Raw genomic sequence first — 1586 nt, forward strand, 5'->3', positions numbered from 1 at the left:
GTCTGCCTCTGAGATTACATCGTTTGTACCCCAAACAAGCCTTTATCTGACCAAAGACAGGTTCCACATCAACTTTACGTTGGGCAAAGATGTGACTGCCTTCGTCAGATAAAAGCACTTGGCTTTCCTTTCGTTTTAAGACTTGATATCGCTCATTGACATAAAGTCCCTTTTGCGGAGCCAAGTCAGGTTGTTCTGCCTTATAAACCCTGATTTCCTGCTTGAAACCTATCGTGGTATGGCTGTGTTTGAGATGGTCAAACTGGTATACCCAACCCTTTGGATGGGTGTAGGAATCAGCTGTTCCATCGTAAGTCCAGTTAGCCAAATTCCTATTAGATTCTTTGTGTTTTTTCTTCTGTTCCTTGTCAAAAAGACCATATTTAATCAAGTGGTCAACGCCCATCCTATCCAAGGTGAGAAGATTCTCCTCGCTACCATAGCCCGTATCGGCGACAACCGTTTTTAACTCATGTGGATTCGTTTCTAAAAAAGGCAAGAGCGTTCTGGTATCTGTTGGATTTGGATAAATGTCATAGTGAAGGACGAACTGATTTTCAGTGGCGATTTGTAGGTTGTAGCCAGGTTTGAGTTGTCCATTTCTCATAGGATCTTCTTTCATTCTCATGAAAGTCGCATCATGATCCGTCTTAGAAAAACTCTTTCGACCTTGGAAGGTCTCTTGATAAATCTCGTATTTTTCGGCCCGCACTGAAAAATCATCCTTGACTTTACGCAGGACTTTCTTGAGCTTGCGGCGTTTGGTCTTACGCTCGTCCTTACCTTTAACTGGTGTTTCCTCAATATCTTGGCTCAGTCCAGCCAATTCTTCTTCAAGAAGTTGAGCGAACTCAGTCAACTGTTCTGAGGAGATGGACTCTTGTGTATCCAGTTCAATGGCTTGATGGATAAGAGGGGTGATTTCTTCTTGGAAATAGACCTGCATCTGTTCTTGAAGTTTAGCGGAGAATTTCTCTGTCGCTTTCTTCCAAACGAAACTATACTTATTGGTGTTGGCCTCAATCTTAGTGCCATCAATGTAGAGACCATCAAGTGTTACCAACTTTTCCATTTTCAACTGAAGATTGAGCTCGATAAAGAGTTCTCGCAGCAGATTTTCCATCCCGGCAGCTACACGGAAACGGTTGATGGTCCGGTAGCTGACAACCAACTGCCCTGTCAAGTACTGCATGGCTAGATTTTCTGCCATCATCTTTTCAATCTTACGGCCAGAGAAACTTCCTTGGGAATAAGCAAAGAGGAGGGCAGACAGAAGTAACTTTGGGTGATAGGAAGGGCGACCAAAATCATGTAGAAAGACTGAAACTGACCGGCTTCTAGTGCATTGACGACCTTTTCGATAGTGAAGACGATGCGGCCTTGGGGCAAGACACAAGCAAGTTCTAGTGGCAAAGTTGTCTGATTTGTGTTATAGTGAATGTGCATGAGATAGCCTTTCTAAATGGTTTATTAAGCAATTCTATTTTACCAAGACTATCGCAACTATGCAAAAAGCAACGGTAAAACCGTTGCTTTTTTTTGATAGAATCGAGACATTATTGTCCCAGGCTCTTTTAAACAGGCTC

General features: G+C 42.8%; 1 protein-coding gene. It reads right to left on the minus strand.

Going from position 1 to position 1586, the window contains the following annotated elements:
• Positions 1-1396, minus strand: a 1396-nt coding sequence (locus RG565_RS08930; protein ID WP_247937543.1) for an IS1182 family transposase, incomplete at its 3' end; no start/stop codon positions are given.
• Positions 1397-1586 lie beyond the last annotated feature (190 nt).

The organism is Streptococcus sp. IsoGale021, from assembly GCF_031142795.1.
GTDB classification, from domain to species: Bacteria; Bacillota; Bacilli; order Lactobacillales; family Streptococcaceae; genus Streptococcus; species Streptococcus hominis.